The organism is Exiguobacterium sp. s125, from assembly GCF_018618605.1.
In the GTDB taxonomy this organism is placed as follows: Bacteria; Bacillota; Bacilli; order Exiguobacteriales; family Exiguobacteriaceae; genus Exiguobacterium_A; species Exiguobacterium_A oxidotolerans.
The window spans coordinates 354722-374682 of sequence record NZ_JACSMI010000002.1 but is presented as its reverse complement, the minus strand read 5'-3'; the positions used below and the strand labels follow the sequence as shown (position 1 = coordinate 374682).

Sequence of the window (19961 nt, the reverse complement as noted above, 5' to 3'; positions counted from 1 at the left end):
ACAAAAAGACCATCTACTCTAGCCGAGTAGATGATCACGTGTATTTAGGACCTATGTCCGAACGATCTTAGCGTGGTTCAACGATGAGTTTAATTGCAGTCCGTTCTTCGCCATCAATCATGATGTCGGTAAAGGCTGGGATACAGATTAAATCCATGCCAGCCGGCGCAACGAATCCTCGCGCAATCGCGACCGCCTTAATGGATTGATTGAGTGCACCCGCACCGATAGCCTGAATCTCGACAGAACCTTTCTCTCGAAGCACGCCCGCAATCGCTCCTGCGACGGCGTTCGGATTCGATTTAGCTGATACTTTCAGGGCGTCCATGCAATGTACCTCCCAATCAAAAATGACACTTAATCAAAGAATATCGATTGATCCGTCAAATGAATCCGTTCAATCTTCGTTGCTTTTTTCGTCGCATCATCGATATGAATCAAGACTCCATTTAATTGTTCCCGTCCTTCCGCAACTTCAAACCGAGTTGGAAGCTGTGTCTTAAATTTTCGTAAGACATCATCTTTACGCATCCCGAGGACACCGTCCAGTGGACCTGTCATGCCGACATCCGTGATGTAAGCTGTTCCACCGTCAAGCACACGTTCGTCGGCAGTTTGGACGTGCGTGTGGGTTCCGACGACCGCTTGAACACGTCCGTCAAGATGATAACCCATCGCGATTTTTTCACTCGTTGCTTCCGCATGGACGTCAACGAAAATCGCATCGACTTCCCCTTCGACTTCCGCAATCAACGCGTCAACAGTCCGGAAAGGATCTCCGAGTGCTGGCAAGAAGACCGTTCCTTGGACGTTGATGACGGCAATCTTTTTATTCCCGACCTTTAAGACCATCATGCCACGACCTGGTGTTCCTTCCGGATAGTTTGCTGGACGGACAATCCGGTCAGCGTCATCAATCCAGTCGAAAATGTCCCGATTGTCAAACGTATGATTTCCCATCGTGACACCGTGGAAACCAAGTTCGAGTAATTGGTGATAAATCGATTTCGTGATGCCACGACCGTGTGCTGCATTTTCACCGTTGACGAGCATGACGGTTGGATTGTACTTCGACTTCAGACGTGCCGTAAATTGTTGTAAGATGTGTCGACCTGGTGCGCCAACGACGTCTCCGATAAATAAAATCTTCATGCTAATTCCTCCAATACATTAAAAAAGTGGCGGTCGCCCGCCACTTTGCTTATTTTGCGTATTCGACTGCTCGTGTTTCCCGAATGACCGTGACCTTGATATGACCCGGATAATCGAGTTCTTCTTCGATTTTCTTCCGGATATCACTCGCCATCTTGTGTGCTAAGACATCATCGACAACGTCAGGACGGACGATAATCCGAACTTCACGACCGGCTTGAATCGCAAATGATTTTTCAACACCATCGAATGATTCTGAAATTTCTTCCAAACGTTCGAGGCGTCGAATGTAACTTTCAAGCGTTTCTTGTCGTGCACCTGGACGTGCTGCTGACAGTGCGTCTGCTGCCGCGACAAGGACGGAGATGACCGAAGTCGCTTCCGTATCACCATGGTGAGAAGCAATCGCATTGATGACTGTCGGATGCTCTTTGTACTTCGTACCGAGCTCGACACCAATCTCAACATGACTTCCTTCCACTTCATGGTCAATCGCTTTTCCGATATCGTGCAGGAGACCTGCCCGTTTCGCAAGCGTGACATCTTCGCCAAGTTCCGCTGCCATCATTCCCGCAAGATGCGCGACTTCAAGTGAGTGGAACAAGACGTTTTGTCCGTAACTCGTCCGGTATTTCAAGCGACCGAGAATCTTGACGAGATCCGGGTGGATTCCATGAATCCCGACATCATATGTCGCTTCTTCTCCGATTTCGCGAATTCGCTCATCGACTTCGCGACGTGATTTGTCGACCATCTCTTCAATCCGTGCCGGATGAATTCGACCGTCTTGGACAAGCTTTTCAAGCGCCATCTTCGCCACTTCACGACGAATTGGATCAAATCCAGACAAGATAACAGCTTCCGGTGTATCATCGATGATTAAATCGATTCCCGTTAACGTTTCAAGTGTCCGAATGTTACGACCTTCACGACCGATGATTCGACCCTTCATCTCATCATTCGGTAGGTTGACGACAGATACCGTCGTCTCAGCGATATGTTCAGCGGCGAACCGTTGAATCGCGAGGGACAAGATGTTACGTGCTTTCTTGTCGGCTTCTTCTTTTGCTTTTTGTTCGATTTCTTTTTGTAGCATTGCCGCATCATGCAGCGCAGCTTGTTTTGTCTCATCCATGATGATAGCGCGCGCTTCGTCTTGCGAAAGATTCGCAACACGTACGAGCTCTTGGCGACCTTCTTCATACAGATCCTCAACTTTGCGTTCTAACGCTTCAGCTTGTTGCTTCCGCTTCGCGATCTCAGCGTCTCGTGTGTTGATTTGATCTTCCTTTCGGTCGATTGAGTCGACACGGCGATCGAGAGTCTCTTCTTTTTGGAGCAAGCGGGCTTCTTGTTTTGTTAGCTCTTGACGACGTTCACGAAGTTCTTTTTCTACTTCATTGCGAAGTTTAAAAGCTTCGTCTTTCGCTTCGAGTAATGCTTCTTTTTTCGTTGCTTCCGCTGACACTTGTGCCCGTTCGACGATTTTTGTCGCTTCGGTTTCCGCGCCTTGAATCTTTGCTTCAGCAATCGATTTCCGCAAGAAGTAGCCTACGATGAATGCGATGAGCAAAGTGAGGAGAAGTATGATAATCCAAGTTATTGTATCCATGGGTTCACCTCCCCTTTGCAAGGTGTTTCTTAGTTCATTTCGGTTTTTCATCGAAGCTGTCTAAAAAACGTACATCTATATTGTAAGGATAGCACTCGTTCATTGTCAACGAACGGGCGGGAAAGAATTCCTTTGTTTTCCTCTTTTCAACAAAAAACACCTTGAATCGAGGTAACTTCAACGAAAAATCTAAAAAAAGATAACGTTCACTCCAGCGAGTAAACGTTATCGATTGTTCGATTCACCTTCAAGAAGGAACCGCCTCTATATTATTCTGCGAATAGATCTTCTGTTTCTTCTTCTACTTCCGCATCAAGTGCACGTTCAACAAGACCGTGGTGTTCACGAATCAAACGTTCGACTTCCTCAGCGACCTCAGGATGCTCGACCATGTATTGTTTCGCGTTTTCACGTCCTTGACCGAGACGTTCTGAATTATAAGAGTACCATGCACCACTTTTTTGAACGATATCGAGATCCGTCCCGATGTCGATTAACTCACCGACTTTAGAAATCCCGAGACCATACATGATATCAACTTCTGCTTGTTTGAATGGTGGTGCAATTTTATTTTTAACGACTTTGATTTTTGTTTTATTCCCAACGATATCCGTTCCATTCTTCAATGCTTCCGCACGACGAACTTCAAGTCGAACAGACGAGTAGAATTTCAAGGCACGTCCACCTGGAGTCGTTTCTGGGTTCCCGAACATGACACCGATTTTTTCACGGATTTGGTTGATGAAGATGACAATCGTCTTCGATTTGTTTGTTGCACCAGACAACTTACGTAATGCCTGACTCATCAAACGTGCTTGAAGACCTACGTGGGAATCACCCATTTCGCCTTCGATTTCAGCTTTTGGTACGAGCGCTGCAACCGAGTCGACGACGAGCACGTCTACTGCACCTGAACGGACGAGGGCTTCAGCGATTTCAAGTGCCTGCTCCCCTGTATCCGGTTGTGATAACAATAACTCATCAATGTCGACACCAAGTTTATTGGCGTAGGCTGGATCTAACGCATGCTCTGCGTCGATGAACGCTGCCTGACCGCCTTGTTTTTGTACTGCTGCAATCGCGTGGAGCGCAACAGTCGTTTTACCAGAAGATTCTGGACCGTATACTTCGATTACCCGTCCACGTGGATATCCACCTGCACCGAGAGCTATATCTAATGTGATTGATCCAGAAGAAATAACAGATACCTTTTGGTCTGCATTTTCACCTAATTTCATGATTGAACCTTTACCAAATTGCTTCTCTATCTGGCGTAATGCCATTTCAAGTGCTGCTTTACGATCACTCACGTAGCAGGCCTCCTTCTATTTATCTTACTGAGATTATTGTACTTCTTTTGAGACCGAATGACAAGCTTTTTACGAACATTTATTCGCATACTTGGAATTATTCTTATTTCGGTTGAACGGCAATTTTCTTAAGGTATTTCAACAGAAGGAAGTACGCATCTTTTACAGAACGTAATCTAATCATACCACGGTCGAATGCTGGGTAGGTAAATTCAACGACCTCCGTTCCGTCCGGTGTTGCTAGGGCGCAATAGACCGTTCCGACTGCTTTTCCACTATTACTCGTCGGTCCCGCTTCCCCTGTCAACGCAATAGCAAGATTCGATTGATAGAGACGTCTCGCTCCTTCAGCCATCGCAATCGCGACGTCAGCGCTGACGGCCGTTTGTTCGCGCAGCAAGGTTTCGCTAACGCTTAACAGGTTACGCTTCGCTGCATCGTCATAAACGACGGCACCTCCACGAAAGCTGTTGCTTGCTCCCGCAATGTCAGTCAAACCGCTCGCAAAAGCTCCTCCTGTTAAAGATTCCGCTGCCGCAAGCGTCACGCCTGCCTCTTCACAAGTCCGTAAGACGACTTCCGGTAAACTCGTTTCACCATAGCCATAAAAGTACTCCTCGACTTCCGCAAGGACAAGTTGTTCGAGTTCGTCAAGCATCTCGATGGCAACTTGTTCCTGCGCGGCTTTCGCCGTCAAACGTAACCGTACTTCAGCAAGTTCCGCATACGGTGCGATCGATGGATTTTGTGAGGAACGAATCAAATCGGTCAATCGGTCGTTCAGTGCCGATTCCCCGATTCCGAAAAAGCGAAGTGTTCTCGATTTGATGGTTTCCTGTCCAAACAAATGATCAAAATGATCGGCGATGATTTGCTTCATTTCCCGCGGGACACCTGGTAATAAGATATATTGGTGGTCAGCCGTCTTCAGCGACATCCCTGGCGCGAGACCCGCACCGTTCGAAAGGACATCCGCCCCTTCAATGACCAGCGCCTGTTTTTTTTCATTATCCGTCATCATGCGACCACGTGTTTTCAAAAAACCTTCAATCCGGCTGTACGCGACTTCGTCAACTTGCAAACGACGTCCAAGCAGCTTAGCGAGCACTTCTTTCGTCAAATCATCTTCCGTCGGCCCAAGTCCCCCCGTGATGACGAGGAGGTCGGCACGTGCTTGCGCCTGTTTGAAGACGTCCGTCATCCGCGCCTCATTATCGCCGACGACACTATGATAATGGACATCGATGCCGCAACTCGCGAGCCATTCCGAGAGGTACTGTGCATTCGTATTGGCGATTTCTCCTAATAATAGTTCACTTCCGACTGCTATGATTTCTGCTTTCATCTTCATTCCCCGCTTTCAAAAGTATATAAAAAGACTGTCCGATTTAGCGAACAGCCTTGTTTGAGATAAGTTACATCGATTTCGTGATTAATTTAATGTTTTTTGAGAAATACTCAACGCCTGAGTAAATCGTTAAGATTAACGCCAGCCACATCGTAATTTCAGCAAACGGGATATTGAGTAATGCGAATCCGATATCGTGAAGCAAGAAAGCGATGATTGACGTCAGTTGAACCCATGTCTTCGCCTTGCCTGAGTTTCCGGCTGCTAAGACGATTCCTTCGTCTGATGCGACAAGACGAAGCCCTGTCACGGCAAACTCACGGCATAGAATGATGACGACGACCCAAGCTGCAACGAAATCGAGCTCTACAAGGTAAACGAGTGCAGCTGCGACTAACATCTTATCAGCGAGTGGATCCATAAACTTTCCGAAATTCGTGACTAACTTATTTTTACGTGCCAAGTAACCATCCAACCAGTCCGTGATGGCAGCAACTGAAAAAATCATCGCCGCAACAAAGTGAGAAACCGGAAGTTCGGCACCGAGAACGTCCCATTGACCCCAGTTTGGGTCGATGGCGAGTACTGCGACAAAGACAGGAATTAACAAGACACGTAATACCGTCAATTGATTAGGCAAGTTCATTCTGGTATCCTCCTCCTTTTTATGTAAGATCAGTAGCTATGCCGTCTTACGGCGTAGCTACTTTCTTCAAGTAAATATTTTGAACGAGGAGCGAACGGTTAAGTTTAAGCTCCTGATCATTGACGACGATTTTATCGATGCCTTTAATTGAACCGATGCGAATCCGAATCAAATCTGTTTTCGCATCTTTGACGACGACCGGGTTCGGATCGGACGCATTGATATGGTCTGGCGCGAGCGCCTCTCCTTCAAGCGATGTATCACGTACTCCGACAAACGGTGACGGCGATGCATCTTTTTTGATGCTGATCGAGACATCCATCGTTTTATCCGCCGGTACTTCATATGTGATATCTTGCCCAGAGGTCGTTTTCGCCACTAGTGGCTTCTTGACTTTCTCTTTCGGTTCTTCTGTCACTTCTTCTTTTGGTTCTTCTTCCGGCTCTTCCGTTGCCGGAACATCCGTCTCCTGACTCGGAGCGTCTCCTTCATCAATCGTCACATCACTCTGTTTCGGTGCTGTCGTATTGGCTTTATCACTCGAATCGAGGAAATTTTGCAACGCATAGTAAAGTGCGACACCAATCGCAAAGATTAACAGGATGATAATGATGTTTGGAATCCACCGTTTGGCAACACTCTTTTTCGGAGCCGTCGACTTCGAATAGGTTGCGCGTCGTGACAACTCGACGACCGGTTGTGCTTCAGGTTCCGGCAAGTCTCGTTTATACGTCTCAAACACTTCGTCTACGTCCAGACCGAGTGCTTCGGCATACGTTTTGATGAAAGCACGTGCATAAAAAGCACCGGGCAATTGATCGTAGGCACCTTCTTCAATCGCGACGATATAGCGCTTTTGAATTTTAGTCGTGCTTTGAATTTGTTCTAGCGAAACGCCTAATGTCTCACGTTGTTCTTTTAAGTAGGTTCCGAGCTCGGTCATCGGTAACACACCTTCCATTTTCATTACTTATTTAAAAATTGAACCATTCATTTCCGCCAAGTGCACGTGGAGGTTCGGTCACGATGATTTCTTCGGTCGTGTTGCGTAATTCAATGATGTAATCGAAATCATCCCACGTGTATTCACTCGACTTAACGAACGCATCCGGATGTTCGACGATTTTCGTCGCTGGCAAACGCATGACTTCACGTAAAATTTGCCAATGACGCTCATCGAAGTGCCGTTGGGACACAAGGGCATCGATGATGTAGACGTAGTCGCCCGTCCGTTCATCGTCAAATAACGAAGTTCTGACTGTTTGTTTGATTAAAGTCGACGATAAGAACAACCATTTCTTATTTGCACTGACACTTGCTGCGACGATTGATTCTGTTTTCCCGACCCGCGGCATGCCACGGACACCAATCAGCAGATGCCCATCCTGCTTACATAGTTCAGCCATGAAATCGACGAGAATCCCTAAGTCTTCTCGAACAAAACGGAATGTTTTTAATTCATCACTACTATGGTCGATATAACGACCATGACGAATCGCAATCCGGTCACGCAACTTCGGCTTCCGGAGTTTGACGATTTCAATCGTCGACATCGTCTTTAAGATGGCTGCGAGTCGCGGTATTTGATCAGGCTGTTTCGTTTGAAGTAACATGCCGCGGCGCTCACGATCAACACCATTGATCGTGACAATCGAGATATGCAGCATCCCCATAAGTGAGGCAATATCTCCTAGCACCCCCGGACGATCGACATTCAATTCGTACTCAAGATACCACTGTTCGAATTCACCCACTCGCTAGCCCTCCTCGTCTATACGGTTATCCATTCCTCATGTTAAATGATTTTTTGAAAAATGAAAAGCATTCCTCGCTCAATTCTCAAGCGATCACATCCACGCGCCATCAATTTTTAAAATGGCTCCCGAGATATATCCAGCCTCTTCCCCCATTAAAAATGTGATAGCCGAGGCTACTTCTTCTTCCGTCCCGAACCGACCAGCCGGAATCTCCGCTAAGGCTTGTTCGCGATCTTCCTTCGAAAAAACGGCATTCATCGGCGTATCAATCCAACCAGGCGTGACAGCATTGATTCGTCCGTTCATTGCGCCTAGTTCTTTGCTATAGGCTTTTACGAAACCAAGTTGTGCCGCCTTACAGCTCGAATAAACGACTTCCCCGGCTACGCCGAACTCGCCTAAGACACTGCTGACGACAACGATCGACAACGGTGCGGAGAATGGTTTCTTATGTGTCAAGAACTGACTGATGCGAATGAGCGATTCGACGTGCAAGGTCATCATCGATTCAATTGAGTTCGTCGATTGATCGATTAACAGTCCACTAAAGCTCGTCCCGGCGATATGGACGAAACCATCGACTGGTGGCAAACCCTCACAAAGAGAGGCAATCTTTTCCCGATTCGACAAATCGCCTGCGACGATTTCAGTCGTCACAGGCAACTCCTGTACAAATTGCTCAAGCTCGTTTCGGCGTTGATGTGTATGCAAGACAAGTTCATGTCCGGCTGCTGCCAGGCGTCTCGCTGTCGCTAGACCGATGGCACCACTGGCACCTGTAATAAAAATCCGCATCGGTTAGACATATGGTTTGACGATTGAAATCGCTCGGTTCTCAAGCGCAAACAATTCGTCAAAACGTGCTTCAATTTCCTCTTTCGTAATCGAAGCAATCAGTGTCGGCAATGCAAACATGTTCGTGTCCGCTAAAGCATGACGTGAAAACTGATTGGCGATAAATTCCGGCGAATTCAATGCCCGTAAGAATTTCCCTTGCATCATATTCCGCTTCCGGACGACTTCCGTCTCGCTGAACGAGGGACGCTTTGTAAGAAGCTCCTCATACGCTGCGATGAAACGTTCCGGATCTTCCGTTTCCATCCCGAATGTCGCAAAAGCAAATTCTTCTTCGCTCGAATAATCAAAACTGAATGTATCGTCAATCAATCCTTCTTCATACAAGTCGAGATACGTCGACGAGGTTTGATCAAACAGGAGATGTAGGAGTAACTCACTCGTCATTTCTCGGCGGACTTGTTCTTCGCCGCGAAGTGATTCATCCTTATATCCAATCAAGACTTTCGGTGTCTTGACGTCGAGCTCGAGTTCGAATCGCGGACGTGCGACTTCTTTTGGTTCAACGCCGTAATCGCGTTCGATTGCCGGACGGTCTGTATAATCTTTTTTCGCTTGATTTTGTTTGATCAACTCAAGCGTTTCCGCAGGATTGATGTTTCCGACGACAAACAAAACCATGTTTGACGGATGATAGAATGTCCGGTAACACGTATACAAATCATCGGCTGTAATCTTGTCAATCGACTCCGGTGTACCTGCGATGTCAATCCGAACCGGGTGATTCGCGTACATCGATTCGATGAGTCCAAAAAATAGACGCCATCCGGGATTATCTTGGTACATCTGAATTTCTTGCGTAATGATGCCTTTTTCCTTCTCGACACTCTCCGGTGTAAAGTAAGGATCTTGAACGAAATCAATCAATGTTTCGAGATTTTGCTCGATCAGCGATGTCGCAGAGAACAAATACGCTGTCAGTGAGAATGATGTAAAGGCGTTCGCTGATGCACCGAGACGACCAAATTCTTGGAAGACGTCCCCTTGCAACGACTCAAACATTTTATGCTCGAGAAAGTGGGCAATCCCGTCCGGTACGCTCACCCAGTCCTCACCTTTTTTGAAACGATTGTCGATTGAACCATAGCGGGTCGTAAACGTCGCATACGTTTTTTCATAACCTTTTTTCTGAAGTAAATAAACAGACAAGCCATTGTCTAATTGTTCGAAAAATACCGTTTCGTCTGTATCATGATACGTTAACTGTTCCATTATTCTTCACCTCGCAATAAATAGACTGCCTCTAATTCGATTTTAGCGGCTAGACGGACGACATCTTCACGCGTCGCCGTCTCGATGATATGAATTTCATCTTCTAGCGTCAATCCACGCATTTTCGATCCGTTCAACCAGCCAATCAATTGTCCGGGTTGATCGAGAATTTGACGACGCGCATTGATGAGCATCGCTTTCGTTTGCGTCAACTCTTCAGCCGTAAAGTTCCCGGCTTTCAAATCGACAAGCTGTTCCTTGATGATTGTTTCTGCCCGTTCCGCTTTTTGAGTTTCGACACCGGAGTAGACATATAATGCACCATTCAACGCCGCATAACGCGATGCTGCATAATACGCGAGACTTTCTTTTTCCCGGACATTCATGAACAATTTCGAATGGGGAAATCCACCAAAAAGACCGTTGACGATTTGCATCCGAATCGAATCAGCAGATGTCGGATCGACTGCAACACGGTAGCCTAAATGTAACTTTCCTTGTTTGATTGGTTGTGTCTCTGATGAACGCTTCACACCGGCGACTTGTTTCAAGGCCGGGATATAATGACTCGTTTTTTCACTGTGCGAAGGCAAGAAGGATAATGCCTCTTCCATTTCATCACGCGTCACATGACCGACGACGAAAACATCGATCCGGTCGTTTTCAATCATCGACCGATATGTATCGCGCAAGGAGGATGTTGTAATTGCCTCTAATCCTTCGAGCGTACCGAGTGACGACAGTGAAACGGCTTCTCCAGGGGCCATTAACTCAAGAAGACGCTGCTGGGCAAAACGCATTTTATCATCATAAAGTGAGCTGATCCGTAACGCATGGAGACGTTTTTCCTGTTTGACGAACTGTTCACGGAAGCCGCCTTCGGTTAAATCAGGATAGAAAATCATTTGTTCGAGCAAATCAAGCGCCTCTTCAAGCAACGTCTCATGCCGTACGAGATCACCTCGGACGACGTCGAGCTGGAATGAAATAACATGCTCTTCGCCGAATTTCGAAGCATCTGCATAAAGTCCCGCATCATATAAGGTTTCGAGTGGTTCACGTAGCGCCTTCATCGATGGATAGGCCGCTGTCGATTTTTCCATGATGTACGGTAAGATCGCCCGGCTCGTCAGCGTTTTTTCTTCAAGTGGTGCAGAAAATGTGACGAGTACGGTCGTTGTCTTGAATTTATCGGTCGGGACGAGATGGTACGTCGTCCCCTCTTTTTTCCACGTTTCGAATGACTGACTCATTTACTCTCCATCCTTTCGTTTAAACACATGTGCACTGCGAAGGTATTCAATATCTGCTGTTTGATTGACTGCATTCTCATAACGCGCTGCGGCAAAGAAAAAGTCACTCAGTCGGTTGATGAATGGCAAGAGGTGACGGGCTTGAGCGACATCGACCATCGAACGTTCAATCCGTCGACAAATCGTTCGCGCAACATGTAGGCTTGCCGCCGCTTCCGTTCCGCCTGGCAAGATAAACTTATCGAGCGGGGGAGATAATTCCGTTAAACTATCAATCCAACTCTCGAGATTTTCTGTCGCAGTTTGACTCAAGCGGGATTCTTTTTGTTCGACGTACATTAAGTCGCTCCCACAATCAAACAAGGCATGTTGAATGACAATCAATTGTTCTTTTACTTCAATCGAAGTTGCTTTTGTCCGTGCGAGGCCGACGAAGCTGTTCAGTTCATCCAGTTCACCCATCAAATCGATTTGCACATCATTTTTTTTAACGCGGCCACCGACGAGCGATGTTTCCCCTGAATCCCCGGTTTTTGTATAAATCTTCATTTTTCTCACTCCTATAGCGAAAGGAAGCGAATCAGAGAGTTCGCTTCCTTTGTTTTTTCGGTAATCGAATTCGGAATGTCGAGCCTTCGCCGAGCTGGCTCTCGACTTCGACCTCCCCTTCATGGGATCGGACAACGTTCACGACAATCGCGAGACCGATCCCTGTCCCTGTCTTGCCACGCGTCCTTGCTTTGTCCGCCTTATAGAAACGATCAAAAACGAACGGCACATCTTCTTCCGGAATTCCTGTACCGGAATCAATCACGGATAGGAATATGTTTTCCCTATCTTCCGTAATGTTAATCTCGATTTGACCATCCTCGGTGTAACGAAGCGCATTGCCGAGTAAGTTCGTCAACACTTGCTCCATTTGATCGGGATCCGCCTCGAACTCGACGTTCGGTCCGACGACGTCAAACGATACACGTTTGTCGCGCCCCATTTGCTTGAATTTTTTAATCATCCGTTTTGCAAACGGGACTGCTTCCATCGGTTCAATCCGTAACTCTTGATGACCTGCCTCCATTCGGGCAAGATCGAGTAAATCATTGACGAGACGCGATAGACGTTGCGACTCATCATAAATGATTGAAGCAAATTCTTTTGTCGCTTCATCGCTTTCCGTCATCCCGTCGACGATAGCTTCCGAGTACCCTTGGAGCATGACGAGCGGTGTCCGCAATTCATGACTGACGTTCGCAACGAAGTCGGCGCGCATCTTCTCGAGCTGCTGCGCTTCTGTCATGTCACGTAAAACGGCGACAGCACCAATCTGCTCTTCGTGCTCAAGTAACGGACTGACGATAATGATGTAATAACGACCTTCCCGTTCAAAGGAAACGGTCATTTCTGTCTCTGTCCGCATGACGGTCTTGAACAAATCAATCAGTTCTTCCGGAACCGGTGCCCCTGCCAAAAAATCTTCTGCCGGCGGATTTGTCGCGAGCAACTCCCCGGAATCAGAGAACGTCAAGACGCCATCTGCCATACAGCGTAAAATGGATGACAACAGATGTCGTTCTTTATCGAGATCCGTGACATATTGATTCAATTGGCTGCTCATTTCATTGAATGCCAACGCCAAATCCCCGATTTCATCGCGTGAACGTTGCGTCAGACTTTGGTCGAACTTTCCTTCTCCGGCTTCGACGACAGCTTGACGAATCGTCCGCAACGGCGCCGTAATGCGCGTCGAGAGGAAGAAGGCGAATACGGTTGTCCCGATGATCGCAAGCAGGACACAGAGTTGAATGATCTGCCTCGCGCCTTCATTCGCCTGTTCGATGTTCGTCAGTTCTTCAATTAAATACGTCGTTCCCGCCTCACTTGATGTGACGAGCGGGGCACGATAGGCGAGTGCTGCCTTGCCATTGAATACTTCATAGTTCCCAATCGCCGTCTCGCCCTCTTCACCGTCAACTGCTTTCCAGTTCTGACGCTCGAGCTCCTTAATCATACGTCGTGCCTTTTCCTCTGAAATATTCGTTTGAATCGTTTCGTCCTTCGTTGTCGCAATCAACGTCGCCCCGTAAATATCCGTAATTTCGACGGCGGTCGCCGACCCTTCCTCTAGCCCATCGTGCGCTTGGAAAACGGTCTCGACTTGTTGACCTAGCTTCGCGAGATGTCCTCGTTCTTGTTCAATGTGAAACGAGTTAAAAAATTCGAGCAACAAAATCGTCAAAGCAATTAAAACGACAGAAACGAGCAGTAAAATCGTTCCCCATAATTTGATGACGACACTCTGTAACCACTTCATCGTCAAGCAGGACTATTCTCGAATTTGTAACCGACACCCCAGACTGTCGTGATCATCTGAGCCGCGTTCGGTGACAAGCGGTTTAGTTTTTCCCGCAATCGTTTAACGTGTGTGTCGACCGTCCGCAAATCACCAAAGAATTCATAATTCCAGACCTCTTTTAATAACTGTTCCCGTGAAAAGACTTTATCCGTCTGCTTCGCGAGGAAGTAGAGCAATTCATATTCTTTTGGCGTCAAGTTGACTTCTTGCCCTTCGACCGTCACGCGGTGGGCATCATTATCAATCGTCAGATGCGGGAAGACGATAACATCTTTCGTTTTTGCATCCGTATGCAAGAACTTCGTTGCGCTGGCACGTCGCAGAATGGCCTTGACCCGAAGCACGACTTCGCGTGGACTGAACGGTTTAACGATATAATCGTCCGCTCCCATTTCAAAACCATGAACACGATTCGTTTCTTCCCCTTTTGCCGTCAACATGACAATCGGCGTCGCTTTTGTTTTGCGCAACTCTTCACAGACCTGCATACCATCGAGCTTCGGCATCATCAAATCAAGTAGAATGACATCATATTCCGTTTCAAGCGCCATTTCGAGCGCCATCTCGCCGTTGTCTGCTTCCTCAATCGTAAAGTTCTCCCGTTCGAGGTACATCTTTAATAAGCGTCGAATCCGTTCTTCATCATCGACGACTAAAATACGAGCTTCTTCTGACATCGGTTGATTCCTCCCATAAACTAGTCTCTCTTCTCTATCCTACTACTCTTTTAGTATACTATGAAACAAAAAGAAAAAACTTCCCTAACCGGTTAGACAGAAAAGGGTGATTGATTCATTTCATGTTTCCTTTAAAATCAAATATTTGATGCCTGGACGAAGAAAGGGAGTCACCAATCGATGTCATTCATCGATCGGTGACTCCCTGTTTCATTTTTTAGTCAGGCGTAAGAATGAAGACCTGCGACAACGAGGTTGACGAACACCAGGTTGAACATGATGACCCCAAACCCACCGACACATAACCAGGCTGATTTTTTACCGATCCAGCCACGCTGAATGCGCATGTGCAGGTAGAAGACGTAAAATAACGCCGTAATCAATGCCCAAACCTCTTTCGGGTCCCAGCCCCAATAGCGGCTCCATGCCATCTGCGCCCAAATCATCGCAAAAATCAAACCGCCCAGGATGAAGACCGGTAAGCCGATCGCAATTGCACGATAGCTGATTTCATCTGCTGTTTCTAAGTCGATTTTACGGGCGATCGGTTTTAAGCTTTCCGCAAGACGCTTCCGTAAGATGACAAATCGAAGGAGTACGTACAAGACAAGACCACCGATCAGTGACCAAAGAACTGTATTGACTTTGTTCGCGTTCAAGAAGTTCGGCAGTTCGACGACTGCGCCCGATCCCGAAATGACTTTTCCGCCTTCCGGACCAGTCAACACGGGCATCGTATAGTCGTGTTGCATCGTCGCGCCGTTTTTCGCAACATATTCAATCGTCGCATTCGTCGAAAGCGCGTTAAATAACAATCCGACAAGAATATAACCGACCACGCATGTTAACGAAAACATGACGACTTCAAGCCACGTCCGTGTTTTTGATTCTTTTCTGAAATCTGTTGCGTGAATCAGGTAAAGTAATCCTGTCGCAAAGCTGACCGCGAGGATTCCTTCGCCAAGTGCAGCTGTCGTGACGTGAATTTTCAACCAGACACTTTGAAGTGCCGGAATGAGTGGTTGGACCTCATCCGGGAACATCGACGCATAGGCGATGACGAGCAAAGCGATCGGCATCGCGACTAATCCTAAAACGTTGTTCCGGTAAATCCCGTAGACAATCAGGAAACCAAGAACCATCATCATCCCGAAGAATGTCGTATATTCATATAAGTTCGACACAGGAACGTGCCCCGCTCCTGCCCAGCGTGTAAAGAAATAACCAAGTTGTGTCGCAAATCCAATAATCGCGAGCGTAAAGGCAATCTTACCTGACCGGCTCGGTCCCTTTTTCCCACTCGTCGCAACCGCAAAAAATCCGGTACTGATGAGATACAAGATAAACGATGTCAGCAGTAAATTCCCACTCAAGTTAAGCAAATTCATTCTGATTCCCCCTCTTCCCGCAACTTCTGCCGGTCTTCTAGTTGAGGAAGACCTACTTCTGTCAAGGCGAGATTGGCTTCTTTTTGAAGCCCTAACGCATTCTTGTTCGTAAAGCCGGCAATGTTAATCCGACCGTTTGTTTCTCTAATCCAAAGGCGACGATGCGGCCAGTACATGCCGATGAGCAGACCCGCCATAAAGATTACTCCACCGACGAACAGGAACGGCAGCGTCAAATCTTTTTTAATCCGCACTCCCGAGATGTTCGACAGTTCAGTCCCGGCAAAGCCCATCTTGTATTGATTTTCGTCCCCGCCGACATTGAGCTTAATCCCGATCAGACTCCGTTCGCCTTCCGGGTGCTCCGGTGACTTGATGTTAAAGACGAATGCCGGATTGACCGGCCGTGAAGAATTTGTCGTCGGTTTTCCGTCTTTGACGACGAAGTCCGGTAAAAAGTCTTTTAACTCGACTTCGTACCCATCCTTCAATTCATACGTCGAGTCCGGGTTGCGTAAATCGACTTCAATCGTATCGACAACTTTTCCGGTTTTTTGATTTTCGATATTAAACGACATCGTTTTGAATTCAGGATCTGCCGCATATTGTTCCTGGAAGACTTGGTAGTTTTCGAATTCAAACGGTTTGTTAACGGCCGTTTCACCAGATTTCACTTTTTCAAGTTCCGGTTTAAAATCATCCGTCATGCCCGTCTTTTTATACAACGTCATTTTCGTATCGTAGTTTTTCGGAACACTACCACCCGCTCGTTTCAACGCTTCACTGAATTTCGCGTCGACCTTTTCCGGGTCATAAAATTCGATATTGAAGGCATTGTTTTCAAGGTAATACTCGTTGTCCGTCGCTTCGATCGGCAACGTTTCACCTTCACGAAGCCACAGCAACTCATCTTCATGCATCCCTGGTACAATCCGTAACATCGCGCCACCAAAGAATAAGACGAGTCCGATGTGATTGATGTATGGACCCCAACGTCCAAACCGTTGTTTTTCTGCTAATAAAGCGCCGTCCTGTCGACGGATTTTATAGCCTTTCTTTTTTAACAACGGCTCAATCGCGTCAATTTGTTTTACCGTTCCAGCCGTCTCAGCGCCAAATCGCTGACCGCCCATAAAACGGTCAGACTGGATGACCGGTTGTTTCTTCAACGCTCGATAGAGCGGGAAGAAGCGGTCGATCGATACGATGATGATAGATAAAAGTAATAAGGTGATCAGTCCGATGTACCACCACGATTCAAAGAGATTATGAAATCCTAATGCATAGTAGATATCGCCTGCCGTACCGTATTCCTTACCATAAAATTCTTCTGGCGGTGTCGCTTGCGGGATATACATTTCCTGCGGGAAAATCGTCCCGACACCACTTGCGAGAATGATTAAGCCAATCAACCACAGTCCGACTTTAACGGAAGAGAAGAATGTCCATGTTCGGTCAATCCACGACTGTTTTTTTCGTTTTGAACGAAGCTCTGCTTCTTCATAACGCATGTCCAGTTGCTTATATTCCTGCATCATCAATTCCCCCTCGATGCGTTACTCGTTTGCTTTTTTAATCATTTCTTCCAACTTTGCCTGATCAATTTCACCCTCATACTTTTCGACGACTTCGCCTTCTTTATTAATGATGAATGTGACCGGTAAGTTATAAATGCCGTACGCTTTCTCGACGGAACTGTTCGTATCCATCAAAATCGGATAGTCCGTTCCACCAATTTCCTTGATGAAGCTCGAGACGCGAACCGGTGTTTCGCCGACATTGACGGCTACAAAATTGACATTTTCATCTTGCATCATGCTGTAGTTGTCGTTAATTAATGGCATCTCTTTTTTACACGGTTCACAAAACGTGCCCCAAAAATTAAGCAAGAGTCCTTTTCCAGCATACTCATCCATCGAGTGTTGTTTCTCACCATACAAGTCGACGAGCGTAAAGCCAGGTGCATCGTCTCCCGCCATGACACGACCATTTTTATCCCGTGTCGCTTGATCGACGAACTGCATGATGACGACCGCACCAGCAAACAAGACGATCGTCATGATCATCAGTCGCCAGAATGAGCGTTTCTTCTTTTTTTGTTTAGCGGCTTCGAGCCGCTCTTCCGGGTTTTGCTTCGTTTTTTTCATGTTATACCGCCTCCACCCATATTGTACTTGAAATCGCTTAAATGTTGAGACAATGTGAAATACGTTAATTGTTTTGTCACAAAAAAAGAAAACTCAACCTATAGGATGAGCTTTCCGCTTTACAAATTAACGTTTTTTTGTGTTCTTACGTCTTTTCGTAGGTGGCGCGACGGGATCCGCTAGCTCACGCAATTGATTGACTTCTTTTTTTGAAAGTTCACGCCAGTCTCCTGAAGTGAGTCCAGCTAACGTCAAGAATCCGAATTGCTCCCGCTTCAACTTGATGACTTCTGCGCCGAGTGTTTCGACCATCTGACGGACTTGACGGTTATGTCCTTCGTAGATGACCATCTCGAGGATTGCCGTATTCTTTTTCTTGTCGACATCACGCATTTCGACGCGTGCTTTGCCTGTCTTGAATCCGTCCGGTAAGACGACCCCCTTTTCCAGACCTTTGACGTGGTAATAATCCGGCACGCCTTTGATTTTAACGATGTAACGCTTCGGTACTTTGTATTTCGGGTGCAGTAAGAGGTTTGAAAATTCACCGTCATTCGTCAATAAAAGTAAGCCGCTCGTATTGTAGTCAAGACGACCGACCGGGAAAACACGATGGCCCGGCGGCACAAGATCAACAACCGTTTTACGTCCCTTATCATCTTCAACCGTCGAGACGACACCTGTCGGCTTATACAGCATATAGTAGACATGCTCTTCCCGTTCGAGCTTGACGCCGTCGACTTCGACTTCAGCACGTCCGCCGACTTTCGTTCCAAGCTCTGTGATGACTTTTCCGTTGACCTTGACGCGACCTTCTGTAATTAATTCTTCTGCTTTGCGTCGTGATGCGACACCAGCTTGTGCGATAATTTTTTGTAGACGTTCCATTAATTTATTCTCTCCTCTAGTGACGGTTCATTCCTGAAAAATAGATCGCCATCCGCTTCGAACGTTTCTTCGAATTCGAGCGGAGGTAACTCCTCGATACTATTGAGACCAAAATGGTCCAAGAAATGATCGGTCGTTTTATACAATTTAGCTCGCCCGACGCCTTTCGCGCGTCCAGCTTCTTCAATTAACCCTTTTGCACTGAGCGTATGAATGACACGCTCGGTCTTGACGCCGCGAATGACTTCGATGTCTGCACGCGTGACAGGCTGCTTGTAGGCGATGATGACGAGCGTCTCCATCGCAGCACGAGACAAACTGTCTTCCGCGAGTGATCCCGCGTAGGCTTGAACGTACGGTGACATCTCTTTTCGTGTCACCATCTTAAAGACGCCACCGGACTCAACAATTTGAAGGACACGTCCTTCCGACTCAAACAATTGCTGGACCGCATGCAGTTGTTCGCGCGCTGCTGCTTCACTGATTTCAAGCACTTGGCTCAGGCCACGTGGATCGATGCCATCATCTCCGACGACAAACAATAGACTTTCAATGATTCGATCATACGCCAATCGGATTCTCCTCCTTCGCCAAGGTCCGTAATAAAATATCGTCGTTCATCTGCTCGCAAGCAATAACCCGTTGTTTAACGAGTTCAAGGACAGCAAGAAAACTGACGACAAGTTCTTCGACTGTCGGTTGTTCCGTAAAGAAGCCAAAAAAGGTCGTCCGTTCTCGCGACAGTACATATTCTGATACATGAACCATCTGTTGCTCCAGTGTCCGTTCCTCACGTTTGACCGTCTTCGACCGTCTCACTTTCCAGGCAACACGTTGTCGCATTTTTTCATAGGCACGCAACAAATCACTAAATGATAACGTTCCGTTATAGTCATTTGTTTCTGTATCCAGATAACGCAACAGGTCTTCCGGTTGTTTTGAAAAAAGCTCGAGTCGTGCTTCTTCCTTTTCCTTCAACACAACCGCTGCTTCCTTATACGCTTTGTACTCAATCAATTGTTGAATCAAACCTTCTCGCGTCGGCTCCTCATCAAAATCAGGAACCTCCTCGAACTCCGATTGTTCAATCGGTAACAGCTGTTTACTTTTCAGTTGCAAGAGCGTCGCAGCCATGACAAGATATTCACTAGCAACATCGAGTTCAAGATGCTGCATAGCTCGAATATAGGACACATATTGATCCGTCACGATTGAGACGGAAATATCGTAAATGTCGATTTCTAGTTTCCCAATCAAGTGTAACAGTAAATCCAAAGGGCCTTCAAACGCATCCATCTTCACACTATATGATTCCATGATTCTCCCTGCCCATCAACGTTTTTTGCGCCTTATTATACCATACATC

At 46.9% G+C, this 19961-nt stretch carries 20 protein-coding genes; all 20 read right to left on the bottom strand.

All coding sequences use genetic code 11. The features are described from left to right. Positions 1–67: 67 nt before the first annotated feature. Positions 68–328: a stage V sporulation protein S gene (locus KNQ05_RS09570; RefSeq protein ID WP_029333189.1), complete on the bottom strand. Its 261-nt coding sequence runs from the start codon at positions 326–328 to the stop codon at positions 68–70. Positions 329–357: 29 nt separating this feature from the next. Next, the gene (locus KNQ05_RS09565) at positions 358–1152 is read right to left on the bottom strand and encodes a TIGR00282 family metallophosphoesterase (protein ID WP_088836707.1); all 795 of its coding nucleotides are present in this window, start codon (positions 1150–1152) and stop codon (positions 358–360) included. A gap of 49 nt (positions 1153–1201) precedes the next feature. Beyond that, on the bottom strand, positions 1202–2764 hold the full coding sequence (gene rny / locus KNQ05_RS09560; RefSeq protein WP_029333187.1) for a ribonuclease Y: 1563 nt from the start codon (positions 2762–2764) through the stop codon (positions 1202–1204). Between the two features lie 269 nt (positions 2765–3033). After that, a complete protein-coding gene (recA, locus tag KNQ05_RS09555) occupies positions 3034–4074 on the bottom strand; it encodes a recombinase RecA (protein ID WP_029333186.1) in 1041 nt (346 codons plus the stop codon). Positions 4075–4177: 103 nt separating this feature from the next. Beyond that, positions 4178–5419: a competence/damage-inducible protein A gene (locus KNQ05_RS09550; RefSeq protein ID WP_214805218.1), complete on the bottom strand. Its 1242-nt coding sequence runs from the start codon at positions 5417–5419 to the stop codon at positions 4178–4180. Between the two features lie 70 nt (positions 5420–5489). Then, positions 5490–6068: a CDP-diacylglycerol--glycerol-3-phosphate 3-phosphatidyltransferase gene (pgsA, locus tag KNQ05_RS09545; protein WP_088836705.1), complete on the bottom strand. Its 579-nt coding sequence runs from the start codon at positions 6066–6068 to the stop codon at positions 5490–5492. A gap of 46 nt (positions 6069–6114) precedes the next feature. Continuing rightward, positions 6115–7011, bottom strand: a complete 897-nt coding sequence (locus tag KNQ05_RS09540) for a helix-turn-helix domain-containing protein (RefSeq protein ID WP_214765305.1) — start codon at positions 7009–7011, stop codon at positions 6115–6117. A gap of 31 nt (positions 7012–7042) precedes the next feature. Continuing rightward, on the bottom strand, positions 7043–7822 hold the full coding sequence (locus KNQ05_RS09535; protein ID WP_029333182.1) for a DUF3388 domain-containing protein: 780 nt from the start codon (positions 7820–7822) through the stop codon (positions 7043–7045). Between the two features lie 93 nt (positions 7823–7915). Further along, a complete protein-coding gene (gene ymfI / locus KNQ05_RS09530; RefSeq protein ID WP_214765307.1) occupies positions 7916–8620 on the bottom strand; it encodes an elongation factor P 5-aminopentanone reductase in 705 nt (234 codons plus the stop codon). 3 nt (positions 8621–8623) lie between these two features. Next, the gene (gene yfmH, locus KNQ05_RS09525) at positions 8624–9892 is read right to left on the bottom strand and encodes an EF-P 5-aminopentanol modification-associated protein YfmH (RefSeq protein WP_214805217.1); all 1269 of its coding nucleotides are present in this window, start codon (positions 9890–9892) and stop codon (positions 8624–8626) included. Then, positions 9892–11145 carry an EF-P 5-aminopentanol modification-associated protein YfmF gene (gene yfmF, locus KNQ05_RS09520; protein WP_088836701.1) on the bottom strand — a complete coding sequence of 418 codons (1254 nt, stop codon included), beginning with the start codon at positions 11143–11145 and terminating at the stop codon, positions 9892–9894. Before yfmF ends, yfmH begins: the two co-directional genes overlap by 1 nt. Beyond that, positions 11146–11694: a cob(I)yrinic acid a,c-diamide adenosyltransferase gene (locus KNQ05_RS09515; protein WP_088836700.1), complete on the bottom strand. Its 549-nt coding sequence runs from the start codon at positions 11692–11694 to the stop codon at positions 11146–11148. Positions 11695–11725: 31 nt separating this feature from the next. After that, the gene (locus KNQ05_RS09510) at positions 11726–13453 is read right to left on the bottom strand and encodes a sensor histidine kinase (RefSeq protein ID WP_088838458.1); all 1728 of its coding nucleotides are present in this window, start codon (positions 13451–13453) and stop codon (positions 11726–11728) included. A gap of 2 nt (positions 13454–13455) precedes the next feature. Beyond that, entirely contained in the window at positions 13456–14172 is a 717-nt protein-coding gene (locus tag KNQ05_RS09505; RefSeq protein ID WP_029333177.1) for a response regulator transcription factor, read from the bottom strand. A 221-nt stretch (positions 14173–14393) separates the two neighbouring features. Then, the gene (gene ccsB / locus KNQ05_RS09500) at positions 14394–15560 is read right to left on the bottom strand and encodes a c-type cytochrome biogenesis protein CcsB (RefSeq protein WP_088836698.1); all 1167 of its coding nucleotides are present in this window, start codon (positions 15558–15560) and stop codon (positions 14394–14396) included. Further along, entirely contained in the window at positions 15557–17095 is a 1539-nt protein-coding gene (gene resB / locus KNQ05_RS09495) for a cytochrome c biogenesis protein ResB (protein ID WP_251131920.1), read from the bottom strand. The genes ccsB and resB overlap by 4 nt, the downstream gene beginning before the upstream one ends. Positions 17096–17116: 21 nt before the next feature. Continuing rightward, the gene (locus KNQ05_RS09490; RefSeq protein WP_029333174.1) at positions 17117–17707 is read right to left on the bottom strand and encodes a redoxin domain-containing protein; all 591 of its coding nucleotides are present in this window, start codon (positions 17705–17707) and stop codon (positions 17117–17119) included. A gap of 126 nt (positions 17708–17833) precedes the next feature. Beyond that, on the bottom strand, positions 17834–18595 hold the full coding sequence (locus tag KNQ05_RS09485) for a pseudouridine synthase (protein ID WP_014969990.1): 762 nt from the start codon (positions 18593–18595) through the stop codon (positions 17834–17836). Then, positions 18595–19167: an SMC-Scp complex subunit ScpB gene (scpB, locus tag KNQ05_RS09480; RefSeq protein ID WP_029333173.1), complete on the bottom strand. Its 573-nt coding sequence runs from the start codon at positions 19165–19167 to the stop codon at positions 18595–18597. Before scpB ends, KNQ05_RS09485 begins: the two co-directional genes overlap by 1 nt. After that, a complete protein-coding gene (locus KNQ05_RS09475) occupies positions 19157–19912 on the bottom strand; it encodes a segregation/condensation protein A (RefSeq protein ID WP_088836696.1) in 756 nt (251 codons plus the stop codon). The genes scpB and KNQ05_RS09475 overlap by 11 nt, the downstream gene beginning before the upstream one ends. Positions 19913–19961 lie beyond the last annotated feature (49 nt).

Bases quoted from the DNA above. Each gene is read 5' to 3' on its own strand.
- KNQ05_RS09505 (WP_029333177.1), bottom strand. From the start codon at position 14,172: ATGTCAGAAGAAGCTCGTATTTTAGTCGTCGATGATGAAGAACGGATT.
- KNQ05_RS09515 (WP_088836700.1), bottom strand. From the start codon at position 11,694: ATGAAGATTTATACAAAAACCGGGGATTCAGGGGAAACATCGCTCGTC.
- yfmF (WP_088836701.1), bottom strand. From the start codon at position 11,145: ATGAGTCAGTCATTCGAAACGTGGAAAAAAGAGGGGACGACGTACCAT.
- rny (WP_029333187.1), bottom strand. From the start codon at position 2,764: ATGGATACAATAACTTGGATTATCATACTTCTCCTCACTTTGCTCATC.
- KNQ05_RS09490 (WP_029333174.1), bottom strand. From the start codon at position 17,707: ATGAAAAAAACGAAGCAAAACCCGGAAGAGCGGCTCGAAGCCGCTAAA.
- pgsA (WP_088836705.1), bottom strand. From the start codon at position 6,068: ATGAACTTGCCTAATCAATTGACGGTATTACGTGTCTTGTTAATTCCT.
- KNQ05_RS09485 (WP_014969990.1), bottom strand. From the start codon at position 18,595: ATGGAACGTCTACAAAAAATTATCGCACAAGCTGGTGTCGCATCACGA.
- yfmH (WP_214805217.1), bottom strand. From the start codon at position 9,892: ATGGAACAGTTAACGTATCATGATACAGACGAAACGGTATTTTTCGAA.
- KNQ05_RS09475 (WP_088836696.1), bottom strand. From the start codon at position 19,912: ATGGAATCATATAGTGTGAAGATGGATGCGTTTGAAGGCCCTTTGGAT.
- KNQ05_RS09510 (WP_088838458.1), bottom strand. From the start codon at position 13,453: ATGAAGTGGTTACAGAGTGTCGTCATCAAATTATGGGGAACGATTTTA.
- KNQ05_RS09540 (WP_214765305.1), bottom strand. From the start codon at position 7,011: ATGACCGAGCTCGGAACCTACTTAAAAGAACAACGTGAGACATTAGGC.
- KNQ05_RS09565 (WP_088836707.1), bottom strand. From the start codon at position 1,152: ATGAAGATTTTATTTATCGGAGACGTCGTTGGCGCACCAGGTCGACAC.
- ymfI (WP_214765307.1), bottom strand. From the start codon at position 8,620: ATGCGGATTTTTATTACAGGTGCCAGTGGTGCCATCGGTCTAGCGACA.
- ccsB (WP_088836698.1), bottom strand. From the start codon at position 15,560: ATGAATTTGCTTAACTTGAGTGGGAATTTACTGCTGACATCGTTTATC.
- resB (WP_251131920.1), bottom strand. From the start codon at position 17,095: ATGCAGGAATATAAGCAACTGGACATGCGTTATGAAGAAGCAGAGCTT.
- KNQ05_RS09550 (WP_214805218.1), bottom strand. From the start codon at position 5,419: ATGAAAGCAGAAATCATAGCAGTCGGAAGTGAACTATTATTAGGAGAA.
- KNQ05_RS09570 (WP_029333189.1), bottom strand. From the start codon at position 328: ATGGACGCCCTGAAAGTATCAGCTAAATCGAATCCGAACGCCGTCGCA.